Below are 19,045 nucleotides of genomic sequence, written 5' to 3'. Positions count from 1 at the left end.
GTCGCCGTCGTGCACGACGCTACGCACCGGCGGAGGAGGATCGCGCCCCCTCCTCGTCATCCGCCGCGAGAGAGCGCTCGACGGCGGCGCGAGCCTCGGCGCTGTCTGCGCGGGGCAGCCGGATCCGAAACCGCGCACCCCCGAGCGGCGACGCCGTGGCCTCGATGGTCCCGCCGTGATCAACGACGATTTTCTTCACAATGGTAAGCCCGAGCCCCGTCCCGTCGCGCTTCGTGGTCACATAAGGATCGAAGAGGACGTCGCGCACCTCGGCCGAGATGCCGGGCCCGTCGTCGTCCACGTCGACGACGTACGAGCCGCCCACGGTCCGCAGCGAGACCACGACCCGTCCCCACGTCCCTTCGCTCTTGCCGGCTCGCTTGCGGGCGTCCCGGAGCGCCTGCGCCGCATTCTGCACGACATTCGTGAGCACGCGGTGGAGCATTTCCCGATCGAGGACCACGGGCATCGCGTCCTCGGGCACGTCGAAGCGCAGATCGACCCGCGAGAGCAGCGCCAGCTCGTCGGAGCTCGCGCGGCCCTCCGTCCGGGCCGAGAAATGGTCGCGCTGCTCGCGCATGAAGGCCCCGAGGTCGACCGGGGAGAGCTCCGCCCGCGGCAGCCGCGCGAAGCTCGAGAACTCGCCGACGAGGCGGCGGAGCGTGCCGACCTCTTCCTCGACGACCTCCAGCGTGGTCTGCACGATGCGCCGGTAATCGGGATCGTCGCCGGCATACCGGCGATGGCATTCCTGCACGGCGAGCTGGATCGGCGTGAGCGGATTCTTGATTTCGTGCGCGAGGTGCCGCGCCATCTTCTGCCACTCGCTCATGCGACGGAGGAATTCGATCCGGGCGCGGCTCTCGTCGAGCTCCGCGAGCATTCGATTGAACGCCCGCCCGAGGTCGCCGACCTCGTCGTCCCCGGTCACCGCGACCCGCACCGTCAAATCACCCGCCGCGACGGGTCGCGTCGCCGCCGCGAGCTCGGCGATCCGCCGCGTCACCGGCCGCGCGACGACGATCCCCGCGAGCGCCGCGAGCAGAATCAAAAGCCCGAACAAAAGGCCGAACGCCCGCGTGTACGTCCGGTCGACGTACTCCTCGCGGTGATGTCGTTCGAGCTGATGGTATGCCTGGACGAACTCCTGCGCGGATTCCATCTCGGCGAACCGCGCGTTTGGCGCGGCGAACGTGGCGACGAGGAAAGGGCCGTCGTCCTCGGAGGTCTCGCCGAGCGGCCTGCGCACGAGCAGCGTGCGCTCCGCGGCCGGATCCACGGGGCGCTCGCGCTCGTGTTTGCCGAGGACCTTGCCCGACGCATCCTCGATTTTCAGCGAGACGAGCGAGGGATGCGCGGAAAACTCCCGCGCGAGCTCGGCGGAGACCCGATCCCCCTCGCCGTCCTTCGCCACGCGCGAGAGCTCCGGCCGCATCGCAATGGCGTCGGCCTCGTACCGCATGCCTTGCTTGATCGTCTTGGCGAGGTCGGCGTACACGCCGAGCGCCCGGTCGAGGTGCGCGCCGAACTCCGGCTGAAACGCGGTCGCGCTGACACGCGCGACCATGGCCCGCGCCATGAGCAGCGCGGCGACGAGCGGGATGACGGCGGTCACGAGCACCGCGAGGACGACGCGGCGCTCGATCTTTCGTCTCTTGATGAGGGGGGCGGGGCGGGGAGGGTTCGGAGCGGCGGACACCCGCGCGATACTAGTTCGCTCCGTCCTCGATGGCGCGCTCGACCGCGGCGTGCACCGGAGAAACGTCGCTCGCGGGCTTCTGCACGTCGAAGCTCACCGGCGGCAGCACGCCGCGCGGCAGCCACGTCTCCTGCTCGCTCCGCGACGACTCGGGCTTGCGCGCCGGCAGGATGCGCCCGTCCGGCTGGAAGCGCTCGAGCTCTTCGGTCACGCGCCGAAGATACGACTGCTTGATGTGGAACGGCATGAACGCGCTCTTGAACCCCGAGACGAGGATCGTCTTGATGTCCTTCAGCGACATGCCCATCTTCGTGTGGCAGAGCCAGAGCTCGTTCGACACCGTCGTGTCCGTGACGAGCCGGTTGTCCGTGTTGACCGTGACGCGCAGGCCCAGGTTGTAATAAAGCTTCAGCGGGTGCGACGCGAGGTCCCGCACCGCGCCGGTCTGCACGTTCGACGACGGGCAGGCCTCGAGCGGGATGCGGTGGTCGTTCACGTAATGCAAAAGGTCGCCATTTTCGCGCAGGCGGCAGCCGTGGCCGATGCGATGCGCGCCGCAGACGTGGATCGCCTGCGCGATCGACTCGGGCCCGTACGCCTCGCCCGCGTGGATCGTGCAGTTGATGTTGTTGTCGCGGACGAGCTGGAAGGCGGCCTTGTGGTGCTTGGCGGGGTTGTCGTACTCGGCGCCGGCGAGGTCGAAGCCGACGACGCCGCGGTTCTTGTAGGCCACCGCGAGCTCGGCCATCTCCAGCGAGGAGTGCGGCGAGATGTTGCGGATGCCGCACACGATGACCGCGCTCTCGATGCCGAGGTTGTCGTGCGCGGCGCGCAGGCCCGCGAGCACCGCCTCGACGACGCTCGTGAGCTTGAGCCCGAGCCGCGTGTGAAGCATCGGCGCGTAACGAACCTCCATGTAGCGGACGTTCTCGCGCGCCGCGTCCTCGGCGAGCTCGTAGGCGCAGCGGAAGAGCGCGTCCTCGGTCTGCAGGACACGCAGCGTGACGTCGAATGCCTTCAGGTACTCGACGAGTGAACCCGTGTTTTGCCCGAGCCGCATCACGCGCCGGAGCTCGGCCGGGTCGTACGACGGCATCTCGATGCCGTGCTTCTTCGCGAGGTCGATGATCGTCTCGAGCCGCAGCGAGCCGTCGAGATGGACGTGGAGGTCCGTCTTCGGAAGCTGCTGGAAGAACTCGAGCGGCAGCGTACTTACGCCGCCGGTCGCTGTATCTGTTTCCATGGTGAAGTCTTACACGGACGGCGCCGTGAGGGGAGGCCGATCCGCCCGGCCCGGCGAGGTCACGCCGAGGGCGAGCGCTCGTTTTTCGACGCGTCTCCGTCCTGGTCGCCGCTCGGCGTCATCAACGTCACGAGCACCGCGAACGCGAAGGCCACGCCGAGCACGAGGAACATGCTCCAGACCGGCAGGGACAAGCGCGGGCCCCCGAGCTCCTGCGTCATGGCCATCTCGACGCGGTCCGGGTTGAACCCGAGCACCACGCGCTTGCCGACGAACGTGAACGGCAAACCGCGGCCCCCGAGGTCCTCGAAGAGTTTTTTGTCGCGCTCCAGATCCGCGATCGTCTGCGGGGCCTTCATGCAGGTCGCGAGGACGTCGGCGTCGAGGCCCGCCTTCTCGGCGAGGAGCTTGGGGATATTTTCGCGCGTGAGCTGCTCGGGATCGGCCGCGTAGAGCTGATCGGCGACGATCTCGCGCTTCGGAGAAGGCGTGCAGAGGTAGGCGAGCGCCGCGGGCTCGGCGCCCGGATGGCCCGAGAGCGGCATCATCTTGCGCACGAGTTTCACGCGGTCGCCGTACTGCTCGGCGACGCCGTGCAGCACGGGGTGCATGCGCCGGCAGAACGGGCACTCGAAGTCGGTGAACCCGACGATCGTGACCTTGCCCGGCTCACTCTCGGCCTGGATCACCGCGGGCAGCGGCGGCTCGACGGGATGACGGCCCCAGACGAAAGGCACGAGCACCGCGAGCATCGCAGCCGTGACCCAGGCGCCCGTGACGGCCTTGCGTTGCGGCAAGAGGACGCTGCCCTCGTCCTTCCACGCGCGGAGAGCGACCCACACCGAGGCGACCGCCGCGACGATCGCGGAGAGGTCGACCGCGACGCACCACGCGCAAAACGCGCCGACCACGTTCTGCTGGACCCAGAGGAGCAGGGCCGCGAACAGGCCGCCGAGCACGGCGAGCGAGGCGACGAGCACGTGCTGCGATTTGCGCCGGGCGACGAGGGTCAGCCCGAAGAGGAGCGCGTACGCGGCGAGTCCGAGGCTCGGCAGCGGCGCGAGGCCGAACAGGCGCGACCAGGGGGACATGCGCACCGCGAAGCAGCCCGACGTCACGCCGCAGAACGCGGGATCGCCCGCGTTCGTGTACTCGACGACGAGCGCGGCGGACGCGGCGATCGCGACGAGCAGGGGCAAACGGAGCAAAAGGACGGGCAAGGTGCGCATCGGCTCATGTTTCGCACAAGCGCCGTGCTTTCGCAGCCGGCTTGGTTCGGGACATGCTAGGAAACCGCCCAGCGCGTGCCCCAAAACGCGAACAGGAGGGGTTTGGGGCGTAGCTCGGCTCGTCCGAGCGTAGCCCCAAGCGCTGAAAGGAAAGTCCGGCCTCCGGGCTCCACGACCCATGACGTCGATCGGCCGCGTAACCATCGCCGATGTGCTCGCCGAGCACAGTCGCCCTCTGCACATCCACGAGATCGCCAGCCGGCTCGGCCTCACCGAAGGCGCCTACGAACCGCTGCGTCGCGTGCTCGACGACCTCTGCTGGGACGGAAGCGTCGTCGCCCTGCCCGGCCAGCGCTTCCGCCTCGCCCGCGCCCGCGAGGAGCGGCGCGCCAAGGAGTACGAGGGGACGCTGAACGTGAACCCGCGCGGCTTCGGGTTCGTCACGGTGCTCGATCTGCCCGACGACGTGTACGTGCCGCCCGAGGCGATGGCCGGCGCGCTGCACGGCGACACGGTGGCGATCCGCGTGGTGACGACGTCGCGCCGAGGCATCGAGGGCGAGGTGGTGCGCGTCGTGAAACGCAAAACGACGCGCGTCGCAGGCGTCTTGCGCAAGCGCGGGCGCAGCGTGTGGATCGAGCCCGACGACTCGCGGCTGCGTGGTCCGATCGTCCTCAAATCCGAGCCGCGCACGAGGCTCGAAGACGGCCTCGCCGCCGTCGCCACGATCACGCGTTTCCCCGAGCTGCCCGACGAGAACCCCGAAGGCGTGCTCGAAGCCGTGCTCGGCGTGCCCGGCGATCCGAACGTCGAGGTCGCCAAGGTGCTCGTGCGCGAGGCGATCGAGGAAGCGCATCCCGCGGAGGCGATCGCGGAAGCGGAAGGTTATGGCGACGAGGTGCCGCACGAGGCGCTCGTGGGCCGCGAGGACCTGACGCACCTGCCGCTGCCGACGATCGACCCGGAAGACGCGCGTGATCACGACGACGCGGTCTGGGCCGTGCGGAACGCGGACGGCTCGTACCGAGCGTGGATCGCGATCGCCGACGTGTCGCACTACGTGCGGCCGGGGACCGCGCTCGACGAGAGCGCGATGATGCGCGGCAACTCGATCTACCTGCCGGATCGAGCGATCCCGATGCTGCCGCGCGCGCTCTCCTCGAACCTGTGCTCGCTCCTGCCGAACGTCACGCGCCTCTGCTTGTGCGTGGAGGTCGACCTCGATCCGACGGGGACCGTGACGGCCGCGCGCATCTTCGAAGGTTTCATGCGCTCGCGCGCGGGGCTCACGTACTCGGCCGTGGCGCGCGCGCTCGGGCTCGCGAAGCACGCGGTGGCGGACCCCGACGCCGAGGCGATGCGCGAGGACCTCGCGGTGTTGTGGGAGCTCTCGCGGCTGCTCCGCGCGCGGCGCATGCGGCGCGGCGCGCTCGATTTCGATCTGCCCGAGGCGAAGGTCGTGCTCGACCTGGAGACGGGCGCGCCGCTCGACGTGGAAAAACGCGCCCACGATCCGGGCGTGAAGAAGGCCTACGAGCTCATCGAGGAGCTGATGCTGCTCGCGAACGAGACGGTCGCGCGCGAGCTCGTGACCCGGAACGTGCCGGGGATCTTCCGCGTGCACGCGCCGCCGAACCCCGAGCGCCTCGAGAGGTTCGTGACGATGTGCGAGACGCTCGACGTGGGCTTCGAGCTCGAAGACGCCTCGGATCCGAAGAAGCTCTCGACGTTCCTGAAGCGCATCGCGAGCCACCCGCAGAAGCAGGTGCTGCACTCGCTCCTGCTCCGCGCGATGAAGCAGGCCGTCTACGACGTGAACAACAACGGGCACTTCGGCCTCGCGTCGACGGCGTACCTGCACTTCACCTCGCCGATCCGCCGCTATCCGGACCTCGTCGTGCACCGCATGATGCGCGCGCTGCTCCAGAAAGAGCGCATCGACACGAGCCCGGAGGCCGAGGAAAAACTGCGCCTCGCCGCGTCGACCGCGTCCGACTGCGAGCGCCGCGGGATGGACATCGAGCGCGAAGTCGTCGACCTCTACCGCGCGCTCTACATGCGCTCGCACATCGGCGAGATCTACGAAGGTACGGTGACGGCCGTCGTGGGCACGGGCCTGTTCGTGGCGATCGACAACCCCTTCGTGGACGTGCTCGTGCGCCTCGACGCGCTCGGCCCCGACGGCTACGAGGTCGACGAGACGGGCCTCTACGTGACGGGCACGCGCAGCGGCGAGCAGATCAAGCTCGGCGACACGATGCTCGTGCAGATCGAGGACGTCGCCGTGCTCCGCCGCTCGATCTACGGCAGGCGCGTGATTGCGGTGGACGAGGAAGGCGCGACCGAGCCGAGGATCCGCAAGGTCCGCCGCACGGCGTCGACGAACGGCCCGGACAAACGCGTCCGAGCCAAGGTGACGAAGGCCGAGGCGAAAGGTCGCGTCACGCGCGGCGGGACGAACGGATCGAAAAAAACGAAGACGAAAAAAGGTTCGAAGGCGAAGAAAACGCGGCACTAGCCGGCGCGGGTATCCTCGCTCGACGCGCGATAAAGCGGCGAGAGGCCTCCGCGCTCCGCGTAGGGTTGCAGGTAGCGGAGCACCGTCTGCGCGCCCGGAAGGAAGCGGTGATAACGCTTCTCCGGGATCACGAGCGCATCGCCGGGGCCGACCCAGATCCGTATCCAGCGCTCGTCTTTCGCGCGGACGTCGTAGACACCTTCGCCTTCGAGGAAAAGTCGCACTTCAGCGATGAGGTGCAGATGCTCGTCGATCTCGCGCGCGATGGTCGCCTCGTCACGCGGGTTCGCCACGCTGAGTCGGACGTCGTCCTGCTTGCCGAAATCACGCTCGGTACGGATGCGATCGAGGAGCGGCTGCATCGATTGCGGATCGAACGATTCGGCGAGGATCCCCTCGGCCCAGAGCTCCTCGGGGCTGCATACGCGCTCGCTCGGGCTCATCCACACCGCTCGCATCCAAACCTCCGTACGGTCGCTCGATTCGATCCCGCCCGCACGGCAACGCGGCGTCAAGCGCCTAACGCCTGATCAACCAGAAGAACCCGACGACGCTCAGGACGAGGACGAAGGCCGCAAAGAGGAGCACCACACCATCGGTGAGGCTCCAGCCAGACTCGGGGGCCGGCGTGACAGCTCGCTGAGGCCGAAGCGGTCGCGAAGCGTCCTCCTCGACGGGCGTCGGCTCGGGCGCCGCGGCCGCGGAAGGCGACTCGTCCTCCGGAACGGGCGGCGGAGGCGCGTCCTCGGGGCGTAGCGGCTCGTCCGCGCACCGCGAGAGCTCCGCGAGCGCCTCGGCCGCGGGATACGCGAACAGCACGACGTTGCGGCCCATGGCGAGGGTTTGTCCGGTACGCCAAGTGACGTCCGTCGCGCCGAGCGGCGTGCCTTCGAGCAGCGCGGCCTTCGCGCCGAGGTCCCGCACGAGCAGGTGTTCGCCCTTGAGGCCCACTTCGACGTGGCGGAACGCGGTCTCCGGATCGTCGAGCGGGAGGTCGACCTCGCGCGCGCGGCCGAGCACGTAACGCCTGCCCGCGTCCGCAAGCGCGAGCGCCTTGCCTTCGTCGGGCCCCGAGACGACGACGAGCTTCGGCCCGGCATCCTCGCCCTGCGAGGCGAGCCCACGCGTGACGAGATCGAGCGCCAGGGCCTTCGTCGCCGCGGGCGTCGCGCGCGCGGTCGCGAGCGGATCGATCTTCACTTCGAGCCACACGCGGCCGAGGCGAAAGAGCTCTCCGGATCGGAGGACGCGGGGCGATTGCGGCGGAAGGAGCACGGATCCGAGGGCCGTGCCGTTCGTGCTGCCCTCGTCGACGATCACGTACTCGTGACCGCGTTGCCGGATGGAGGCGTGACGGAGGCTGACGCTGGGGTCGGGGAGGCGGAGGTCTGCGCCCTCGCCGCGGCCGATGAACACGCGCGGCATGTCGAAGGTGAGCGACAGCTCGTCGCCCGTTTCCCCCGACCGCACCGTGATCGTGACTGCCATGAAACCTCGGGCGAGCGCGCGGCAGGAGGGTTTGCCGCGCGTGCCTTCAGGCGCCGATGCTCCGGCGCACGCGCTCCACGGCGTTGCCGAGCTGGCGCATCGTCTGCTCTTGGATACGCGCGGCCTCCTCGATCTTCTTGGAGGCGTCGAGGAGCTGTTCGAAGCCGCGGTTCTGGTTGCGCTGCGAGGCGTTCAGGTTGTTCACCATCGCAGAGATCTGCTCGATCGAGCTCGTCATCTGACGGCCGCCGCGGGCCTGCTCCTGGCTCGAGCGCTCCACGTGCTGCGTGATCGTGCGCATCTTCTCGGCGCTCTTCATGATGAGCTCCGAGCCGCGCGCCTGCTCGGCCGTGGCCGCTGCGATCTGCTGCACGGTCTCGGCGATGCGGCCGATCGCGTCCGTGACCTGCTTCGAGCCCTTGGCCTGCTCGACCGTGGCGCGCGCGATGGCGCGCACCATGTTCGTGCTCTTCTGCGAGCTGTCGAGGATCTTCTTCAGCGCGCGCTCGGCCTCGTTCGAGACCTCGACGCCGCGGTCGACGTTGTGCGCGCCGCGCTCGACGGCGGCGATCGCGTTCTTCGACTCGGCCTGGATCGTCTTGATGAGGTCCGCGATCTCCTTGGTGCTGCCGCCCGCGCGATCCGCGAGCTCCTTGATCTCGTCGGCGACGACGGCGAAACCCTTGCCGTGCTCGCCGGCCTGGGCCGAGAGGATGGCGGCGTTCAGCGCGAGCAGGTTCGTCTGCTCGGCGACGTCGTCGATGACGGCGAGGATCTGGCCGATCGCCTCGATGCGGAAGCCGAGGTTCGAGATGACGCTCACGGCCTCCTGGCTCGACTCCTTGATGCGGTAGATCTCGCTGATCGTCTTCAGGATCGCCTCGGCGCCCTTCTCGGCGTCCATGGCGACCTCCTCGGACAGACGCGCCGTCTCGTTCGCGTTCGATTGAACCTGGTCGATGGACACGTCCATCTGGTTCATCGAGGAGCTCGTCTCTTCGGCCGTCAAGGACAGGCCGTCGACGTTCTTCGCGACCTCGCGGATCGAGTAGGCCATCTCCTCGATCGAGGAGACCGTCTCGCGCACGCTCGCCGCGAGCTCGCCGACGTTCTCGGCGACCTCGTCGCTCGTCGCCGTCATCTCGAGGATGCTCGACGAAGACTCCTCCGCGCTCGTCGCGAGCATCTCGATCGACTGCGAGAAGGTCGACAGCGATGCGTTGATGTCACGCGCGTGCGCCGTCGCCTGCTCGGCCGAGGTGAGCACGGTGCCGAGGCCGTCGCCGAGCCGCGGCAGGTACTCGTCGATGACGCCGAGGGCCTCGCCGAGCTCCGCGCGCCGCTTCTGCTCGCGTTGCTCCGAGCCCGCGAGGCGCTCGCCGATCGACGCGAGCTCCATGTAGATCCGCGCGACCTCGGGCTTCGCGCCCACCGGCGCACGAACACGCTCGCCCTCGCCTGCGCGCTGCACGGCGTTGACGATCTCGCCTTCGAGGATCTGCATCGCCTCGGCGAGCTCGGCGCGGCGCTTCTGCTCGCGCTGCTCGGCCTGGGTGAGGCGCTCGCCGATCGAAGACAGCTCCATGAAGATGCGGGCCACCTCCGGCTTCGCGCCGGGCGGGGGACGAACACGTTCGCCCTCGGCGACGCGCTGGACCGCGTCGATCACGTCGGCCTCGACGTTCGCCAGCGTCTCGGCGAGCTCGCTGCGGCGCTGGCCCTCGCGCTGCTCGGCGGACTGCGCGCGCTGCTCGGCGGCGGCGAGCCCTTGCTCCGCGGCGATCGCGCGCGACTCGGCGGCCGAGATCCGCGCCTCGAGCGACTGGAGCCGCTGCTCGGCGCTGCCGGCGCGTTGCTCCGCGGCGCTCGCGCGCTCCTCGGCGAACTGGACCTTCTTGTCCGCATCCTTCGTCGCGTCGCGGACCACCTCGGCGACGCCCGAGAGCTCCGCGTAGATACGCGCCATGTCGGGCTTCGCGCCGGCCGGGGCGCGCACGCGCTCGCCGGATGCGGCGCGGCCGAGCGCTTCGATCACCTCGTCGACGTTCACGCTGCTCGTGCCCGCGTTCTGCTCGAGCTTCGCGACCTCTTCGTTGAGCTCCGCGGTCTTCTTCGAGAGACGCTGGATCTCCTCGTAGACCTCCGCGAGCTCTCCGGTCACGCCTTCGGGCAGCGCCGGCTTCTTGCCGCGGGCCGCGGCTTTCAGCGCGTCGACGAGCCCGCCGAGCTTGACGCTCGCGCCCTGGGACGCGGTGGCGACGAACATCGCGACCGCGGCGCCGAGGCCTATCAGGTAGAAGAGCTCGGACGTGAAGTCCTTGAGGAAGGACTTGGTTCCGATGCCGAAGAGGACGGCGGCGACGAGGACGACGGCGGGAGGGCCGAGCTGCCTTGAGTTCATGGTCTGACGCGGCTTGCGGGTGACGCGGGACGGACGACGCTCCGGCCGAAGGGCAGGCGCGAGCCGACACGCGAACGCTCGCCGAGGTTAAGAGCGCCGGGGCCTCGGGTGCAAGGAGAGGGATCATTTCCTCGCGATCGAGGCCTAGGACCCGCCCCGATCCCCGGCCCCCTCGCCGCCCGTCCGCCGCGAGCCCCCCTCTCCCGCGGGCTTTTTCGGCGGCGTGCTGTAGTCCGGCGACGTCCCGAAGGGCTTGTCGTATCCGCGACGATGCGGAGGTCTGCGGGTCGGGGCACTGTCGTTCGATCCGATGAACGTGCCGCACCCCACAAGCATGCTGGAAAGAAGCAGCAAGCCGACGAATCTCCTCATGGAAGAGCCCTCCATGCGCCGATGTTCGCGAACCCCGAACTCCGTGGACGTCGGCGGGCCGGGGCACCCTACGACGCGGGTGGAGAATTTTTCGGTCGCGGCAAGCCTCGCTCGCGAGCGACGTTGCGGCGCGAGGGCGCCCGTGCGCCTATGATGCGGGCCTTTCCAAGACCTCGTCGCCCGTGACCCTCGCTGCCCGGCTGCTCCTCGCCTTCGGCCTCGTCGCCATCTTCGCCGCGGCGCTCGTGGGTCTGTCGCTGCGCGACGCCTCGCGTCAGATCATCGAGAGCGATTTCGAGGACCGGATCGAGGCCGCCGCGATGGGCGTTCGTCGCGAGCTCGCGCGGGAGGCGCACGCGCTCGAAGGGCTGCTCGGGCCGCTCTGCGCGCACGATACGTTCGTGGACAAAGCACACCTTCAGCTCGAACGCGCGCGCGGCGACGAGTCCGCGATCGAGTCGGACGCGCGCATCTCGATGCGGCACTTCGTCCCCGATCAGGCACGCGCGCTCGGGCTCGACGACCTCGTGCTCGTCACCGACAAGGGCTTGATCCTGGCCGCCTCCGACGTCTCGCTGACGGGCACGAAGGCCCCCGAGCTCGCGAAGCTCTTGCGATCACCGGCGGGCGGCGCGCCGCGGCTCCGGCCCGATCCGAAGGGCGGCGAGGCCTCGCTCGAAGTGCACTGCGCGCGCTCGGGCGGCGGCGTCGAGGTCGGGCTCGTCGGCGCGCGCCGCGTCGGCAAGATCCTCGAACGCATCGGCGCCTCACACGGCGTCGAGCTGCGCGTCGAGAGGCCCGATCGCGCGAAGGTCGCGGGCGACGCCGTCGTCCGTCCGATCGACGTCGCCGAGGTCCCGGGCCTGCGTGTCGTCGCCATCGCCACGCGCGACAAACTCCACGCGGCGCTCGCGAAGCTCGATCGCGCGATGCTCTTCGCCGGCTCCGTCGCGCTCGTGCTCGGCCTCGCGATCGCGTTCGTCCTCGCGCGAAGCCTCTCGCGCCCGCTCGTCGAGCTCGCCCGCGAGACGCGCGAGGTCGTGGCCGGCGCGCCGCGCACGGTGAAGGGGCGCGGGGGCCGCGAGCTCGAAGGCCTCGCCGACGCCTGGAACCGCACGATCGCCGAGCTCGCCGCGATCCGCAGGCGCCTCGCCGCGACCGAGCGCATCGCCGCGCAACGCGAGGTCGCGCGGCAGATCGCGCACGAGATCAAGAACCCGCTCGCCCCGATCCGCGCCGCCGTCGAGACGCTCCGCAGGCTCCGCGCCCGCGAAGATCCCGCCTTCGACGAGTACTTCGAGGAGGCGACGGCCACGGTCCTGCAAGAGGTCCACCGGATCGCGAACATCGTCACCGAGTTCACCCGCTTCGCGCGTCTGCCCCCGCCGAACCCCGCGCCGATCGATCTCGTCTCCGTGGCGAAAGGCGTGGTCACGCTGCACGCCTCGGCGGGCGAAGGCGTTGAAAAGACGGGGACGCGGCGGGTCGACCTTTCGTCCGAGCCGATCCCGCAGGTGATGGCCGATCGGGATCAGATGGTGCAGGTGTTGACCAACCTGATCCAGAACGGCCTCGACGCGGCGAGCGCCGTGCGTCCGGATCCGCGTGTGCTCGTGACGATCGGGCCGCTGCCGGACAACAAGGTCCGCGTCGTCGTGCGCGACAACGGCCCGGGCGTACCAGCGGAAATGGTGCCGCGGCTCTTCGAGGCCTACGCGACGACCAAGGAAAAAGGGACCGGCCTCGGCCTCGCGATCGTCCAGCGCATCGTGTTCGAGCACGGCGGGGAAATCACGTACCGCGAGGCGAAGAAGGGCGGCGCGGTCTTCGAGGTGTGGCTCCCCGTGTCCGGCCCGCCGCTGCTCGACAAACCGCCCGCGATCGAGACCACGCTCCGCGGGCCGGACAAGAGCAGTTAGACGCGATTCCCCATTCCCATCGAGGTCTCGAAAAGCGGGCCCTCGGCTGGCCAGCGTCGATCGCCTCTGGCATGGTCCGGCCATGCGAAGCTCGACGGCACGCGCTCGGTTCGCCCTCTCGCTCGTGGCTCTCTCATCACTCGCGCTGGGCTGCGGCGGCGCGCCCCCGAAGCAGCCCCGCACCTCGCGCCCGAAGACCTCGCTCCGCGCCACGGCGAACCCCAAGCCCGCCGCCGCGGTCTCGGGCCCGGCGCTCTTGCCTTCGTACGTGATCGCGCGGCTCGACGACGAGAACGCGGCGCCGTACGTCGCGCGGCGTGGCGAGGACATGCTCGTCTTCTACGACGCGCGTGGCCGGCTCCTCACGCGCCTTTGCGGGCCGGAAGGAAAGCCCCGGACGGCCGAGCCCATCGACGTCGGACCCGCCGCGGCCGAGATTCCCGTCGCGACGATCGAGGCCGTCGGCGACGGCTACGTCGCCGCGTGGGTCGAGGGCATGAAGAGCAACGCCGCGGTGAAGATGCTCTGGCTCGACGCCACGGGCGCCGCGCGCGGCGCGCCCGTCACGCTGGCGCAGTCGGCCGACGAGGTGAGCTGGGTCGAGGTCGTCGCGGGCCCGAGCTCGGCGCTCGTCGTCTGGGAGGTTCCTCGCGACGATCACTCCGACGTCCTCGCGGCGCCCGTGACGCCCGGAAAACCCGCGTCCCCCGCGGTCGTCCTCACGCACGACGCCCTCGGCTGGGATCTCGTCACGACCGATCGCGGCGCCGCGATCGCGAGCGTCGTCGCGGGCGCGGCCAGCGCGCAGAACGAGACCGAGCAAGGCCGCGTCGGCCGCGTGCTCTACGCCGATGTCGATTTCAGCGGGAAGGTCTCGGCGCCCGTCGTCGTGAACCCCGAGGCGACGGCGCAACACGACATCATCGTGGGCCGCGCGGGCGGCCGCACGCTCATCGGCTGGACCGACGTGCGCAACATCGACTCCAGCGTGTACGTCGCGGCCGTCGAGCCCGGCGGCAACATCGTCACGCCCCCGAAGCGCGCCACCACGCCCGTCGGCGAGCAGGCGCTCGTCTCGCTCGTCTCGGCCGGCGGCGCGGGCAAACGCGCGCTCCTCGCGTGGGAAGATCTCCTGCGATCGCCGCGCGAAGGACGCCTCATCCACCTCGCCGCGATGGATCCCGACGGCAAGCTCGGCGCCGAGCGCGCGACGCTCGTCTTCAGCGCGAGCGGCCCGCCCGACATCACCGCCGACGGCGACGGCTTCGCCGCGCTCACGCTCGCGCCCGCCTCGAGCGGCGAGGGCCCGCTGCCCAAGGACGCGCCGATCTGGCCCACGTTCGTGCGCTTCGGCCCCGATCTCCAGGTCCGCGCCGCCGAGCCCGTGCGCGCCGAGGTCTTCGCGGCGAGCGAGGGCATCCCCTACCTCACGCGAGGTTTGTCCTGCCAGGCCGGCGCTTGCACGACGCTCGCGTCGAGCGAAGGCACGCCCGCGACGCTCGCGGTGGTCGGTTTGCCCGTGCGGCAGAGCCCGTGGCGCGCGCCGGCGTTCCGGGATCCCGCCGAGACCCCGCCGCGCCCGCTCGGCGTCACGGCCCTCTACGACGGCGAGCACCTCGCCCGCGTGGCCGCGACCGAGCGCCCCTCCGGCGGCTCGCTCGCTGCATGGGTCACCTACTACATCGAAGGCAGCGGCGACCGCGACGGCGGCAAACCTGCCCGCAAGGACGAACCGCTCGCCACGGTGGGCGTGCGGCCGGTCTCCGCGGCCGGTGTTCCCGGAAAAACCCAGATCCTCTCCCGCCGCGCGCTCTCGATCGGCGGCGTCGCGATCGCCTCCGCGCCCGGCGGCAAGACCGAAGAAAGCGCGCTCGTCTGGGCCGCGCGCGACAAGAACGAAGCGCAGGTCCAGATCGCCAAGCTCGGCCCCGAGGGCGAAAAACTCGCGCAAAAGCCGCTCACCACGATCGCGCGCAAGCCGAGCAAGGACGGCGTCCCGAGCGAGGTCTCCGACGTCGCCGTCGCCTACGCGCCTCCGTCGGATCCGGGCAAGAGCACCGACGACGGCTTTATCGTCGCCTGGGTCGACACGCGCGACGGCAACGCCGAGGTCTACGCCGCGCGTGTCGATCGCACGCTGCGCAAGGTCGTCCAGGATCGACGCATCACCGAGGCCCCCGGCGACTCGACCGAGGTCCAGATCGCGGTGCGCGGCAAGGAGACCTTCCTCGTGTGGTCCGACGCGCGCGGAAACCCGGACGAGGGCGCCGGCGACGTCCACGTCGTCCGCCTCGACACGCGCACGCTGCAAAAAGTTGGTCCCGAGACGCGCCTTTACGCGTCCCCCGCGCACTCGCGATCGCCCACGATCGCGCTCGCCGGTGATCGCGTGGTCGTCGCGTGGATCGAGGAGGCCGCGCCCGACGCGAAGCCCGAAGCATCCGAGGCGGGCGTGCGCATCGCCATCCTCGACGAGCGCGGCGCCCTCGCCGGCAGCCCTCGCCTCGTGCGGGGCGAGGAGCAAAGCGCGGTCACCTCCGTGGCCCTCGCGTGCGGCCCCTCGAAGTGCCGCGGCGTCCTCACCTCGGTGCTCCGCGACAGCATGATCCTCGACGCGTTCGAGCTCTCGCCCGGCGCGCCGCCCGGCCCGCTCAAGGCCCTCGCCACGCTCACGGGCGGCGCCAACGCGGACGTCTCCCCCTCGTTCGCCGGCCGCGAGGGCACCTCGCTCTTCTTCGGCGACGACGCCATCGGCGGCACCGGCCGCGTCCGGTTCATGACGATCGGCTGGCCCTAGATCGTTTGACTACCAATCATCCGAGCGCGGCCGCGGCGCGCCCCTCAGCTCGGCGAGCGCGTCCTCCGTCGACAGGAGCACCTGCTCCGCCTCGTCCACGTTGTTCGGCCAGTGCGGGCTCAGCCGCAGCACGCCGTCCGGGATCGCCGTGCTGATCCCGCGGGCGAGCAGCGCGCGGTGGAGCACCACCACGTCGATGTCCTTCGGCGGCAGCACCGCGAGGATCCCGCTCCGCCGGTTCGCCTCGGGCGCGCGCAGGCTCGTGAAACCTCGCTCCACGAGCCCCGCCTCCACCGCGTCGCCCCAGCGCACCACGTGCGCCCAGATCTTCTCCACGCCGAGCTCGGCCACGAGATCCACCGCCGCTTCGAGCCCCACGAGCCCGATCGCGTTGATGCAGCCGACCTCGAACACGTCCGCGCGCTTCTTGAACGGCCGGTCGTACCGCATGTGCCCCGGTCCTTCGAGCAGGAAGCGCACCGCGTCCTCGTGGCTCAGCCATCCGGCGACGTGCGGGTTCAGCGCCTCGATGCGCTCCTTGCGCACGTACAGCATCCCCGTCCCCTCGGGCCCCATCAGCCACTTGTGCCCGCCCGAGGCCCAGTAATCGATGCCGAGCGCGCGCACGTCCACCGGCACCGCGCCCGTCGCCTGGATCCCATCGACGAAGAGCTCCGCCCCGTGCGCGTGGCAGAGCCGCGCCATCTCCGCGAGCGGCATCCGGAGCCCCGACCGGAACTGCACCGCGCTGACGGCCACGAGCCGCGCGCCCTTCGCGAGCTCCTCCGCGAGCCGCCCGAGCCCTCGCTCGTCGCTCTCCTGGAAATCCGAAAGCGGCAGGAACACCGGCGTCACGCCGAAGAGCTCCCCCGCGCGTTGCCACGGCGTCACGTTCGCCGGGAACTCCCCTTCGAACAGGATCACCCGATCGCCGCGTTTCCACGGCAGCGACAGCGCGATCGCCGTCACGCCCGACGACGTGTTCGGGACGAACGCAATCTCCTCGGCCGACGCGCCGACGAGCCGCGCGAGCTTCTCGCGCAGCCGCGCCCGCTGGGCCCCGTAGGTCCCGAAGGCTTGCGCTCCGCGCCTCCCCCAGTCCGCGATCGCGTTTTGCATCGCGCGGCGCACGGGCCAGGACGGCGGCGAGATGGCCGCGTGGTTGCAATAGACGAGCGCCTCGAGATCCGGGAAATGCTCCCGATCGCCGAGATTCGCCGTGAATTTGACGTCGTCGCCGCGCATGGGCCGAGAGGATGCCCCTCCCCGAGGCCTCCTGGCAAGGCGCGGCGCTCGCGAACGGCGCGAGGCTCGGATACGCTCGTTTGCCGACGTGCACGGCAACGACGGTGCTTATCGGGATCCGCTGCAGGGCCTCCGCGCCCGCGTGCACGACCTCGCGCGCGAGGTCGAGGAGCGCGAGGCCATGCTCACCGACGCGCTCGTCGAGCACCTGCCTCGAACGCTCGCCGAAGCCCTCCTCGACGGCCGCGCCCGCGCGCGCTTGCCCGCGAACACCGAGGCCGAGCTCCTCGCCGCCGAGGCCACGCTCCTCGCCTATCGCGACGCCCTCGACCGCGCGATCGAGCTCGCGCCCGACCTCGAAGACGAGCAACGCGCGCTCCCCGCAGACGCGCCCGACCCGCAGCTCTCGGGCTCGCTGCGCCCCCTGCTCGACCTCTTCATGATGACCGACAACGCGGTCGAGACCTGCCAGGCCGCCGAACGTGGGCTGCGCCAGGCCGCGCTCGCCCTCGACAAACGCGCCGCGCTCTCCGAGGACGCCACATTCGCCTTTCGCGCGAGGTTCCACGCGCACGACGCGCCCTTCTCGATCCTCGCCCAGATCGCCTACTCCCCGAACGAGAGCCCCGCCGAGGTCCACGTCTTCGTCGCGACCTCCGTCGCCGCTGGAACACCGCCATTACGGATTCGTCCCCAGACGCTCTTGCATGGCCTCGGCAAGGCGATCGGCCTCGTGCGTGACGCGGAGGTCGGGGACGAACGTTTCGATGATTTGTTCCTCATCGAAGCCGAGCCCGACGTCGCAAAACGCCTCCTCGGCCCTGCCGTGCGAAAGGCGCTCCTCGGGGTCGCCTCGTTCGACATCCCCGATCTCGACGTGCGTGGCGGCCGCGCCATCCTCCACTTCCGCTTCGAGCCGAACGAGCGCCTCATCCGCAGCGCCACCCTCGCGCTCGCCGGCATCCGAAAATCCCCCGTCTCGGTCTCGCTCTTGCGCTGAATACCCGCGTCTTCCTTCATATTTCGCGTGGTACATTGCGCGGGATGAAGGCCGCATCGAAGTGGAAATCTTTGGCCCTATCGTTCTCCGTGGCCGCGATCCTGGGCCCCGCGGGGTGTTCGAACGACCAAACCCCCACGCCGGAAGCCAAGCCGGCTGCATCCACGGCGTCGAAGGGACGTGTCGAGTGGGTCCGTGCGACCGAGGGGGAGGACGTCGCCACGACCGTGCGGCGCGAGATCGAGCGCGCTCGCAAGGACGGACGTGATCTGCTCGTCTACGTCGGCGCCCCGTGGTGCGAGCCCTGCCAAAGGTTCCATCACGCGGCCGAGAAGGGGGAGCTCGACGACATCTTTCCGCGCCTGCGGATCCTCGAGTTCGACCACGATCGTGACGCCGAGCGGCTCGCGGTCGCCGGTTACACGTCGCGGCTCATCCCCTTATTTGTCGCGCCAAACGATGACGGCACCGCCTCGGATCGGCGCATCGAGGGCTCGGTCAAGGGCGAGGCGGCCGTCATGGAGATTGCGGGGCGGCTCCGCCGCATCTTGCCGCGCACCTCGGCCGGCCCTGCCGGCTGAGCCGCTCGCCATTCATGGCTCTGGACGGCGCGGAAGCGCCGGGCCGACTGCTACGTTCTTTTCGCACCCCTCGCGTCTCGAACGAAACCCGCTGTGGGGGTCCCTTTGGGTGCGTCTTTCGCTCCGCGTGGGGGCGAGTGGTTCGGCGGAACCGATCATAACGATCACGTCATCGCCATCGGCGCGCGTCATCGACTGCACGCGCCGCATCATCGAGATCTTCGGGAAGACGCGCGTGTTCGCTCGCGTTTTGCGCACGTCTGCCGGCCTTCGAGGCGAGCCGTTCGCCTCGGGAGGGGAGCGTGCGCGCATGCATCAACATGTAACACGTCTTACGACGATGAGCTCCTATGACAAACGTGTCTCGGGAGCGGTAACTGCAATGAAACCGCATTTTCCAGTGCCCAGGTTCGTCGGAACAGTGCATAGAACTCATCTCATAAACCGTCGAGTAGGTCCATCGGCTCCAACATCCCACTTTGTAGGATCAATCGAACGAGGCTCGGTCCAGTCGTCGGTACATTTTTGATTGCTGACGACATATGCAGGTGTG

General features: G+C 69.9%; 12 protein-coding genes. 5 read left to right on the top strand and 7 right to left on the bottom strand.

Features of this window, described 5'->3' with window-relative positions:
* Positions 1-19: 19 nt before the first annotated feature.
* The 3 genes from QHF84_RS45635 to QHF84_RS45625 are packed head-to-tail and all read right to left on the bottom strand — an operon-like array spanning position 20 to position 4,171.
* Positions 20-1,699, bottom strand: coding sequence for an ATP-binding protein (locus tag QHF84_RS45635; protein WP_281319915.1), 1,680 nt, complete (start codon positions 1,697-1,699; stop codon positions 20-22).
* 10 nt (positions 1,700-1,709) lie between these two features.
* A complete protein-coding gene (gene add / locus QHF84_RS45630) occupies positions 1,710-2,942 on the bottom strand; it encodes an adenosine deaminase (RefSeq protein WP_281319914.1) in 1,233 nt (410 codons plus the stop codon).
* 59 nt (positions 2,943-3,001) lie between these two features.
* On the bottom strand, positions 3,002-4,171 hold the full coding sequence (locus QHF84_RS45625) for a vitamin K epoxide reductase family protein (RefSeq protein ID WP_281319913.1): 1,170 nt from the start codon (positions 4,169-4,171) through the stop codon (positions 3,002-3,004).
* A 178-nt stretch (positions 4,172-4,349) separates the two neighbouring features.
* Here QHF84_RS45625 and rnr point away from each other — a divergent pair, with 178 nt between their 5' ends.
* On the top strand, positions 4,350-6,689 hold the full coding sequence (rnr, locus tag QHF84_RS45620; protein ID WP_281319912.1) for a ribonuclease R: 2,340 nt from the start codon (positions 4,350-4,352) through the stop codon (positions 6,687-6,689).
* On the opposite strand, the gene QHF84_RS45615 is transcribed toward rnr, so the two are convergent.
* From QHF84_RS45615 to QHF84_RS45605, 3 genes are all read right to left on the bottom strand, one after another.
* Positions 6,686-7,147: a hypothetical protein gene (locus QHF84_RS45615; protein ID WP_281319911.1), complete on the bottom strand. Its 462-nt coding sequence runs from the start codon at positions 7,145-7,147 to the stop codon at positions 6,686-6,688. The genes rnr and QHF84_RS45615 overlap by 4 nt on opposite strands.
* Positions 7,148-7,208: 61 nt before the next feature.
* On the bottom strand, positions 7,209-8,177 hold the full coding sequence (locus QHF84_RS45610; protein WP_281319910.1) for an FHA domain-containing protein: 969 nt from the start codon (positions 8,175-8,177) through the stop codon (positions 7,209-7,211).
* Positions 8,178-8,223: 46 nt separating this feature from the next.
* Positions 8,224-10,578 (bottom strand): methyl-accepting chemotaxis protein, encoded by a 2,355-nt coding sequence (locus QHF84_RS45605; RefSeq protein WP_281319909.1) that lies wholly within the window; start codon positions 10,576-10,578, stop codon positions 8,224-8,226.
* Between the two features lie 554 nt (positions 10,579-11,132).
* On the opposite strand from QHF84_RS45605, the gene QHF84_RS45600 reads away from it, so the two are divergent.
* Together QHF84_RS45600 and QHF84_RS45595 are read left to right on the top strand one after the other, a co-directional pair.
* The gene (locus QHF84_RS45600; RefSeq protein WP_281319908.1) at positions 11,133-12,869 is read left to right on the top strand and encodes an ATP-binding protein; all 1,737 of its coding nucleotides are present in this window, start codon (positions 11,133-11,135) and stop codon (positions 12,867-12,869) included.
* Positions 12,870-12,951: 82 nt separating this feature from the next.
* Positions 12,952-15,666 carry a hypothetical protein gene (locus tag QHF84_RS45595; RefSeq protein ID WP_281319907.1) on the top strand — a complete coding sequence of 905 codons (2,715 nt, stop codon included), beginning with the start codon at positions 12,952-12,954 and terminating at the stop codon, positions 15,664-15,666.
* A gap of 9 nt (positions 15,667-15,675) precedes the next feature.
* Here the strand turns inward: QHF84_RS45595 and QHF84_RS45590 are convergent, their stop codons facing one another.
* Complete coding sequence (locus tag QHF84_RS45590) at positions 15,676-16,911, bottom strand: aminotransferase class V-fold PLP-dependent enzyme (protein ID WP_281319906.1); 1,236 nt, start codon at positions 16,909-16,911, stop codon at positions 15,676-15,678.
* A gap of 88 nt (positions 16,912-16,999) precedes the next feature.
* Here QHF84_RS45590 and QHF84_RS45585 point away from each other — a divergent pair, with 88 nt between their 5' ends.
* Complete coding sequence (locus tag QHF84_RS45585; protein ID WP_281319905.1) at positions 17,000-17,911, top strand: hypothetical protein; 912 nt, start codon at positions 17,000-17,002, stop codon at positions 17,909-17,911.
* Positions 17,912-17,955: 44 nt separating this feature from the next.
* Positions 17,956-18,492, top strand: a complete 537-nt coding sequence (locus QHF84_RS45580) for a thioredoxin family protein (RefSeq protein WP_281319904.1) — start codon at positions 17,956-17,958, stop codon at positions 18,490-18,492.
* Positions 18,493-19,045 lie beyond the last annotated feature (553 nt).

Source organism: Polyangium sp. y55x31 (genome assembly GCF_029946505.1).
In the GTDB taxonomy this organism is placed as follows: domain Bacteria; phylum Myxococcota_A; class Polyangia; order Polyangiales; family Polyangiaceae; genus Polyangium.
This window is presented reverse-complemented; position numbering and strand designations above follow the sequence as displayed.

Coding starts and splice junctions, on each gene's coding strand:
- add (WP_281319914.1), bottom strand. CDS start 2,942: ATGGAAACAGATACAGCGACCGGCGGCGTAAGTACGCTGCCGCTCGAG.
- QHF84_RS45590 (WP_281319906.1), bottom strand. CDS start 16,911: ATGCGCGGCGACGACGTCAAATTCACGGCGAATCTCGGCGATCGGGAG.
- QHF84_RS45610 (WP_281319910.1), bottom strand. CDS start 8,177: ATGGCAGTCACGATCACGGTGCGGTCGGGGGAAACGGGCGACGAGCTG.
- QHF84_RS45605 (WP_281319909.1), bottom strand. CDS start 10,578: ATGAACTCAAGGCAGCTCGGCCCTCCCGCCGTCGTCCTCGTCGCCGCC.
- QHF84_RS45615 (WP_281319911.1), bottom strand. CDS start 7,147: ATGCGAGCGGTGTGGATGAGCCCGAGCGAGCGCGTATGCAGCCCCGAG.
- QHF84_RS45625 (WP_281319913.1), bottom strand. CDS start 4,171: ATGCGCACCTTGCCCGTCCTTTTGCTCCGTTTGCCCCTGCTCGTCGCG.
- QHF84_RS45595 (WP_281319907.1), top strand. CDS start 12,952: ATGCGAAGCTCGACGGCACGCGCTCGGTTCGCCCTCTCGCTCGTGGCT.
- QHF84_RS45580 (WP_281319904.1), top strand. CDS start 17,956: ATGAAGGCCGCATCGAAGTGGAAATCTTTGGCCCTATCGTTCTCCGTG.
- rnr (WP_281319912.1), top strand. CDS start 4,350: ATGACGTCGATCGGCCGCGTAACCATCGCCGATGTGCTCGCCGAGCAC.